Here is an 8,546-nt window from a genome sequence, read left to right as displayed (position 1 = left end):
TTCCGTCGTGCTGCCTTATCTGTTGGTCGCGATTGTATTGGTGCTGCTCGCCTTCGTCATCGCCCGCTTCCCGCTGCCGGCGATGGGGACAGCCACGAACCGTGTCGCAAAGGAAGAGCGTAAGAACCATTCGCTCTGGCGGCACCGCAACCTGGTGTTCGGCATTCCCGCAATCTTCATCTATCTCATCGCCGAAATCGGGGTCGCCAATCTGTTCGTGAACTTCGTGAGCCAGCCGGATATCGCGAACGTGACGCCCGAACATGCGGGCCGCTACCTGACGCTCTTGTGGGGCGGGATGATGGTTGGGCGCTTCCTGGGTTCGGCGATCATGCAGAAGGTCCGCGCGGAAACGCTGCTCGCACTCTTCTCGGTGGGCGCATTCATAGTGATGATCGTCACGGTGTTCGCCCACGGCCCGCTTGCGATGTGGTCGCTGATCCTGGTGGGCCTGTTTCATTCGATCATGTTCCCTACCATTTTCACGCTTGGCATCCGTGGTCTCGGTCCGTTGACCGAAGAAGGATCGGGCCTGTTGATCATGGCCATCGCAGGCGGTGCGCTCGTCATCGTGCAGGGCCGCCTGGCCGACGACTATGGCCTGCAATGGTCATTCCTGCTGACCGCCGCCTGTGAGCTCTATGTGCTGTTCTATGCGCTGTGGGGCAGCAAGCCGACGAACGCCGTCGAGGCGCCGGCCGCCGATCCATTCTAGGCCTCTCGCTGAACTGACGCGCCTGTTTATTTCACCGCGATTTAGCGTTATCGCGCGATTTGACATCGTTGACATAACGGCAGTGGAGACAGGCATGAAGCGGCGGGACGTCCTGAGATCAGGCTGGGCGCTGGGTACTGGGCTCGCCGTCTCCGGACCCTCCACAATGTTGCGCGCGGCGACCGATAATGCCGCCGTGACGTTTCCGAATGGCTTTTTATGGGGTGTGGCTACAGCGGCCTATCAGATAGAAGGCGGGGTGCATGAGGGCGGTCGCGGCGCCTCGATCTGGGACACCTTCTCCCACACGCCCGGCAAGACCAAGAATGGCGATACCGGCGACGTTGCGGATGACAGCTATCACCGTTGGCGCGATGATATCGCCCTGATGAAACAGCTCGGTGTTAAGAGCTACCGCTTCTCCATCGCCTGGCCCCGCATCCAGCCAACGGGGCGCGGTCCGGCCAATCAGGCGGGATTGGATTATTATAAGCGGCTGGTCGATGGGCTGCTGGAGGCGGGCATCCGCCCCTTTCCTACCCTCTATCATTGGGATCTGCCCCAGGCGCTGGAGGATGCGGGCGGATGGCCGAACCGCGACACCGCCGATCGCATGACCGATTATGCGCATATCATGGCTCGGGCGCTGGCGGACCGCGTCCACGCCTGGAGCGTGCTGAACGAGGTTAAAACCTTCACTCAGGCCGGTTATTGGGACGGCGGCATGGCGCCGGGGCGCAAGGATCCACTGGCATTCCTGAAATCGACCCACGTCGCCAATCTTGCCAACGCCAACGCCTTTCGCGCCCTCAAGGCCGTCAATCCCAAAGTGGAAGTGGGCAGCGCCTATGATTGCGCGAACTGCTTCCCGGCGAGCGACAGCGTGGCCGACAAGGCGGCGGCGGTGCGCTGGGACAAGCTGATCAACCTTTGGTATCTGCAGGCGACGCTGACCGGCACCTATCCCGATCTGCTGCCGGCGGATCAGCAGGCGGCGCTGCTCGGATGGCAGGCGGGCGACGAGGCGCGGCTGAAGGTGCCGCTCGATTTCGTCGGTATCAATTATTACAGCGGCTGGCGCGTGTGGGATGAGCCCAAGGGTAACGGTATCCCGAACCTCAATACGCGCGCCGAGTGGGCCTGGTCGCCGCGGTCGATCGGCAAGTCGGACTTCGGTTGGGATATCGATCCGCCCGGCATCCGCCAGATCCTCAAGCGTATGCAGCAGTTGACCGGCTCCATTCCGATCGAGATCACCGAGAATGGCATCGCCGACAATACGCCGCCGGCGGCGTATGGGCGGATCCATGACGTTCGGCGGATCGATTATCTGCGCCGTCACCTCACGGAATTGCGCAACGCGATCGACGACGGCGTGCCGGTGCGCGCCTATCATCTGTGGAGCCTGATCGACAATTTCGAATGGGCGGCGGGCTATTCGCAGCGCTTCGGCATCGTCCATGTCGATTTCGACCATGGCCAGAAGCGGACGCCGCGCGATTCGGCTTATTGGTATGCCAAGGTCATCCGGGACAATGCGGTCGCCTGACGCTCAGGCGCGGATGTCGCCCGCGTGGATCGCGCGATCGACGTCGAGCGCGATCGTCATGTCGGCATAGGCCGGCATCTCGGCGAGGATGTGCCGGGTGAGCCGCTCATAATGCTGGACGAAGCGGCGCACCTGTTCGTCCGACATTCCAGCGCCGCGTCGTGCGTGGAGCTCATGCTCCTGCTCCAGCCGCCATCCTTCGACGACCGCGAAATCGGGCGCGGCGAGCAGGGCGAGATAGTCGATCCGGGCGAAAAGCTGCTGATACGGCCCGGCCAATTGTGCGTTGGCATGACGCCGCCACGCGCCGTCGGCATCCTCGGCGCGTTCGAGCGCATTGACCGGCGAAGCGAGCGCGGCGGCGGATTGCGGGCGTGCGCCGACCAACCAGCCCTCGAAGATGAGCACCGCCGGGGGCTCGGCAAGCCGTTCCCAATCGCTGACGGGCAGACGATCGTCGATCGCCTTGTCGAAGCGCGGGAGTGTCACGGCATCGCCACGAGCGAGCGCGTCGAACAACGCCTCGCCAAGCGCGATGTCATGCGTGCCGGGAACGCCACGCGTCGCGAGCAGCGGGTGAACCTCCGTTGCCAGTCGCTGCCGTTCGGCCTTGGTCCGGTAAAGGTCGTCGATCGACAGGATCGCGCAGGACAGGCCGTCGCGCTCTAACAGCGCCTTGAGTGCGGCCGCCACCGTGGACTTGCCGCTGCCCTGCGCGCCGCACAGGCCGACGACGAAAGGGCGCCGCGCGCAGGCGTGAAGCCGCGCGCGAACGCCCTGTTCGATCTTCTCCGCGATGGCCGATCCGGACGCCATGCCGCCCCGCTAGCGCGGGTTAGGCGGCTTGGCGACCGTCGGGGTTAGCGGGTCAGCTTCTTGTACGCGCCGGCGCCGGGCCGGTCGGCGGCATCGCCCAGGCGGCGGCGCTTATCTTCCTCATAGCTTTCGAAGTTGCCTTCGAACCATTCCACATGACCGTCGCCTTCAAAGGCGAGGATATGCGTGGCCAGACGATCGAGAAAGAAGCGATCGTGGCTGATGACCACGGCGCAGCCGGCGAAGCTTTCCAGCGCTTCTTCCAAGGCACGAAGCGTCTCGACGTCGAGGTCGTTGGTCGGTTCGTCGAGCAGCAGAACGTTGCCACCTTCCTTCAACATCTTGGCCATGTGCACGCGGTTGCGCTCACCGCCCGAAAGCTGGCCGACCCGCTTCTGCTGATCTGATCCCTTGAAATTGAAGGCACCGACATAGGCGCGCGTCGATACGTCATATTTGCCGAACGTGAACCGATCGAGGCCGTCGGAGACCTCTTCCCAAACGTTCTTGTTGGCATCCAGATGGTCACGCGACTGATCGACATAGCCGAGCTTGACCGTTGGCCCGACGTCGATCTCTCCCGCATCGGGCTTTTCCTGCCCGGTGATCATGCGGAAGAGCGTGGTTTTGCCGGCACCGTTAGGGCCAATCACGCCGACGATGCCGCCGGGCGGCAGCGTGAAGGAGAGGTCTTCGAACAGCTGCTTCTCGCCATAGGATTTGGTAAGGCCCTTGGCTTCGATGACCTTATGGCCCAGCCGTTCGGGGATCTGAATCAGGATCTGTGCGCTATCCGGGCGGCGATCCGCCTGCTTTTCGACCAGCTCGTCGAACGCGCGGATACGCGCCTTCGACTTGGTCTGACGCGCCTTCGGGCTCTGCCGGATCCACGCCAGCTCCTGTTGGATCGCGGTCTGGCGGCCCTTCTCTTCGCGCTCCTCCTGCTCGAGACGCTTGGCCCGGCCTTCCAGCCAGGCAGAGTAATTGCCTTCGAACGGCAAGCTGCGTCCGCGATCCAGCTCCAATACCCAACCCACGACGTTATCGAGGAAGTAGCGATCGTGGGTGACGAGGATGACGTTACCGCTGTAATCGATCAGATGGCGTTCCAGCCAAGCAACGCTTTCCGCGTCTAGGTGGTTGGTCGGTTCGTCGAGCAGCAGGACTTCGGGCTTTTCCAGCAGCAGCTTCGTCAATGCGACACGGCGGCGTTCGCCGCCGGAAAGCTTCGTTACCGGTGAATCGCCGGGCGGGCAGCGCAACGCTTCCATTGCAATCTCGAGCTGATTGTCGAGCGTCCAGCCGTCGACCGCGTCGATCTTCTCCTGAAGCGTGCCCATCTCCTCTAGCAGAGCGTCAAAATCGGTATCGTCCTTCGGATCGCCCATCTCGGCGGAGATCGCATTGAAGCGATCCACCATGTCGGCAACGCCGCGCACGCCATCCTTGACGTTTTCGAGGACGGTCTTGTCCGGGTCGAGCTGCGGCTCCTGCGGAAGATAGCCAACCCGATATCCTTCGGCCGCCCAGGCCTCGCCCGAATATTCGGTGTCATAGCCTGCCATGATCTTCATCAGCGTCGACTTGCCGGCGCCGTTGACACCGATGATCGCGATCTTCGTACCGGGCAGGAATTGAAGATTGATGTTGTTGAGCACGGGCTTATTGGCGCCCGGGAAGGTCTTCGTCAGGCCTTTCATGACGAAGCTATACTGCACGGCCATAAGATGGCGTCTCCGCGTGTCGATGATGTGAGAAACTGTGCGGATGCCGATAGACGCACCGCTGGCGCTTGCCAACATGGGTGTCGTCACCTGGATCTTCAATCCGGCGGCCAGCTCAATCAGGCTGTCCCATCCTCGCGCAAGATCGACCTAACGGCGCGTCACCCACGCAATTCCTCGCGATAAAGGAACGGCTAGTCATTCTTTCAGCGGCGCTCCGTTGATAGCGCTCTCAAAAGGTCGTGAGCCGTCTTCTCCGTCACCTCACAGAGCCCGCTCCCAATGGCTTGACCACGTTCACAGGCTGCGCATGGCAATAATGGATTGCCCAGCCCGAGTACGGGCAAACGGCTCCTCCGGACCTAGTGCACACCCGGCCCTAACTGGTATTACCAGTTGGTAAACCATTTGTTGACAGGATCGCCGGCTACGGAATAGGCGGCGATGTGATCGCTAACATAGCGACTTTGCAGATTCGCCTCCGTCGGGGAGGTGACCGAAAGAGAGGGATCCTGATGCGAGCCATTTTTGCTCGACGCGCCGCATTGCTCGGCGCCACTATCTTGGCCGGCTATTCCATTCCTGCCGCTGCGCAGACCGACGCAGCGCCGGCGGTTCCCGCTGCTGCCTCCGCAGCGGAGGCGTCCAGCGACACGCCTGCAACCGTCGGCGCCCCTGCCGCAACGCCACCAACGGCAGATCCGTCCGGGACCGGCCCCGATGTTCAGGAGGTGGTGGTCACCGGGTATCGCCGCAGCCTTGCGCAGTCGACCACGTCGAAGCGTAACGCGACCGGCTTTACCGACTCCATCTTTGCGCAGGACATCGGCAAATTCCCCGATCTCAACATTGCGGAATCGTTCAATCGCATTCCTGGCATCACGATCAGTCGCGACATCACGGGCGAAGGCACTAACGTCGCGATCCGCGGCCTCGGCAGCAACTTCACGCAGGTCACGCTCAACGGCGCGCCGATTGCTGTTGCCTCCAGCGGCGCCACCGACGCTCAGGGCACCGATCGCTCGGTCGATCTCAGCTTCTTTCCGACGGATTTGTTCACGAAGCTCACCGTGAACAAGAGCTACACACCCGACCTCCAAGAGGGTGGCGCCTCCGGTAACGTCGACATCCGTAACGCGCGGCCGTTCGACAATCCGGGCACGCATGTGACCTACAACCTTCAGGGCACCAAGCAGAGCCAAGCATCCCGCTGGGGTCAGCGGGGCTCACTCATCGCCAGCCACACCAGCGGAACGTTCGGCATCTTGGCCGGCGTAGCCGCTAACCACACCGTTTCGCGTACCACCGGCTATGAAACGATCGGTTATACCAACCCGAACCTGAGTGCCGCGCAGTTCGGCTCGGCAACAGGGGCGAATTCCACGGGTGGAGGCAACTGGACCATTCCGTCGACGGTGCCGGTCAATGCCGGGAACGGCCTTGTGCCCGGCCAGACGCTCGATCAGGCGGCACTACTTGCCCTCAATCCCGGCGCGACCATCCAGCAGATCGACAATGGTCTGATCCCGCGTCTCGGCCGCCCCGCCGACGTGTACGGCAGTCGCGATCGCATCAATGGCGTCATCAGTGCCGAATGGCGGCCGAGTGACGATCTGCACTTCTATATTGACGGCTTGTACGGCTGGAAGAAGAACGACCTGAAGCGCGTCGACATGAATTGGGTTGGGCGCAACGGCGCGTTGATCCCCATCAACACCACGTACGACAAGACGGATTGCTCGGACGGCTGCACGGTTACCGGTGGCACTTATGCCAATTCGCAATTCTTCCTGGAATATCGTCCGTATATCGAGACGACCCGCTTCTGGAGCGTCAACCCGGGCGCCTCGTGGAACATCACGAGCAATCTGAAGCTCAACGTCCAGGGCAATTATACGCGCAGCACGTTCCATCGTGAGTCGCCGAGCGTTGTCGTCATCACCCCGCCCTCGTCCGGCAATACGGTTACGTACGTCAATGACGGCGGCGTTCCCCAGATCACCAGCAATGTCGATCTGAACAATCCCGCCAACTTCGGCTGGACCGGCGGCGGCCGCGTCAACATCCAGGACGAGCGCCGCAAATATATCACGAAGGGTATTCGTGGTGACCTCACGTGGGGCGATGAGAAGCTCAACGTGAAGGTCGGTGCGAACTATGACGACATTTCGCGTCGCATCCAGGCGTTCGATAACAGCCAGGCTTGGCAGAATGCCGTCTGCGGCAACAATCCGAGCGTTTTCGTCCCCTCCCCCAACGCGCAGCCGACCTGCGATGGCTTGAATTCGCCGGGCGGAGCTCCGGCAGGCTATCCGTCTTATGCAGGCTACGGGACCGGCTTCTCGGCCGGCCAGACCGGCCCCGTCACCTATGGCGGCTCGCTGATCCCGACGTCGCAACTGGCGAACTTCCTGCGCCCCGGCCGGGACGGCTATGTCACGGTCGACTGGAACAAGTTCAAGCAGGCATCCAATTATGATGCCTTCCACGATTCCGCACCGGTGGCCGGATCGGCCAACACCGGCGCCTCGGGCGGCTATATTCGCGAACAGTCGCCGACGGCCTATTTCTCCGTGAACGGCATCCAGACGATCGCCGATGCCGATCTGCGCTTCAACGTCGGTGTGCGCTATGTGCATACGAGGCAGACCATTTCGGGTCTCGTGTCGCTGACCGATCCGCGCAATCCGGCGAATCCGACAGCGGATCAGCAGGGCAGCCTGTATCCGAACGTCGTGAACACGGTGACGACGAAGAGCAGCTATACGAGGTGGCTGCCTGCCGCGAACTTCGCCTATGACATCGGCGAACATGCGGTTGCACGCTTCGCCGTGTCGAAGACGATGACCCGTGCGGATCCGAACGCGCAACTGCCGGGTGTCAACTTCTCGTCCCCGTCGGCGGACACCGCCTCGCTCGGCAACCCTGCGCTCAAACCTTACACGTCGAAGAATATCGATCTTGGCATCGAATATTATACCGGCCGGGAAGGCCTGATCAGCGTGGCAGCGTTCCGTAAGGAACTGACCGGCTTCACCAACAACCAGATCATAACGCAGCCATTCAGCGCCTTGGCAGCTTATGGCATCACCTTCGCGTCCTTGTCGCCCACGCAGCAGCAGGCGATCAACGATCGCGGCGGCCCGGACGTGGCGACCGTGCAGGTTTCGCAGCAGGTCAATGCCAGCGGTACGCTTACGGTGAACGGGATGGAATTCCAGTGGGTCCAGCCGCTTGATTTCATTACCGAGCGGTTCGGCGTGAAGGGCTTCGGTTTTAATGCCAACGCCACCATCGTGGATCAAAAGGGAAGCGGTGCCGCGCCCGCCGTGGCGCTTGGCGTGGCCAAGTATACGTACAATATCAGTACCTACTACGAGCAGAATGGCGTGAGCTTGCGCGTCTCGACGACGTTCCGGAAGGGATCGCAAGCATCGAACGGCAACCAGAACGGCATCCCTGACGCGGCGTTGTTCACGAACAATTATCGCCAGACCGATTTCTCTTCTATCTTCGATTTGGAGAAGATTTTTGGAATCCGCCATGCGCCGCAGCTGACATTTGATGTCGTTAACCTGACCAACTCTAAACTGCGGACCTATTTCCAGTTCCCGAACGCAACGTTCACGGAGTATAAGCCAGGTAGACAGTTCCTTATCGGTCTACGCGGTTCGTTCTAAATACGTCTCTCCCCTGGAGTGGCTGGCTGCCCCCTTGCCAGCCACTCCGTTTTTTTCAGTCC

The 8,546-nt window shown here is 61.6% G+C and carries 4 protein-coding genes and 1 pseudogene; 3 read left to right on the top strand and 2 right to left on the bottom strand.

Annotated elements, in window-relative coordinates; genetic code table 11:
- Together ACOJSI_RS01025 and ACOJSI_RS01020 are read left to right on the top strand one after the other, a co-directional pair.
- Positions 1-715: pseudogene (locus ACOJSI_RS01025) on the top strand (glucose/galactose MFS transporter); the annotation flags it as partial.
- Between the two features lie 94 nt (positions 716-809).
- Positions 810-2,264 (top strand): GH1 family beta-glucosidase, encoded by a 1,455-nt coding sequence (locus ACOJSI_RS01020; RefSeq protein WP_420136388.1) that lies wholly within the window; start codon positions 810-812, stop codon positions 2,262-2,264.
- Positions 2,265-2,267: 3 nt separating this feature from the next.
- Here ACOJSI_RS01020 and ACOJSI_RS01015 read toward each other — a convergent pair whose 3' ends face one another.
- Both ACOJSI_RS01015 and ettA read right to left on the bottom strand, forming a co-directional pair.
- Positions 2,268-3,080, bottom strand: coding sequence for an adenylyl-sulfate kinase (locus tag ACOJSI_RS01015; protein WP_420136387.1), 813 nt, complete (start codon positions 3,078-3,080; stop codon positions 2,268-2,270).
- Between the two features lie 44 nt (positions 3,081-3,124).
- Entirely contained in the window at positions 3,125-4,804 is a 1,680-nt protein-coding gene (ettA, locus tag ACOJSI_RS01010; RefSeq protein ID WP_420136386.1) for an energy-dependent translational throttle protein EttA, read from the bottom strand.
- A gap of 515 nt (positions 4,805-5,319) precedes the next feature.
- Between ettA and ACOJSI_RS01005 the strand changes: the two genes are divergently transcribed.
- Positions 5,320-8,484, top strand: coding sequence for a TonB-dependent receptor (locus tag ACOJSI_RS01005; RefSeq protein WP_420136385.1), 3,165 nt, complete (start codon positions 5,320-5,322; stop codon positions 8,482-8,484).
- Positions 8,485-8,546: the final 62 nt, after the last annotated feature.

The organism is Sphingomonas sp. (genome assembly GCF_048595155.1).
Classification (GTDB): domain Bacteria; phylum Pseudomonadota; class Alphaproteobacteria; order Sphingomonadales; family Sphingomonadaceae; genus Sphingomonas_I.
The sequence above is the reverse complement of the archived record's forward strand: the minus strand, read 5'-3'. Positions and strand labels throughout refer to the sequence as shown.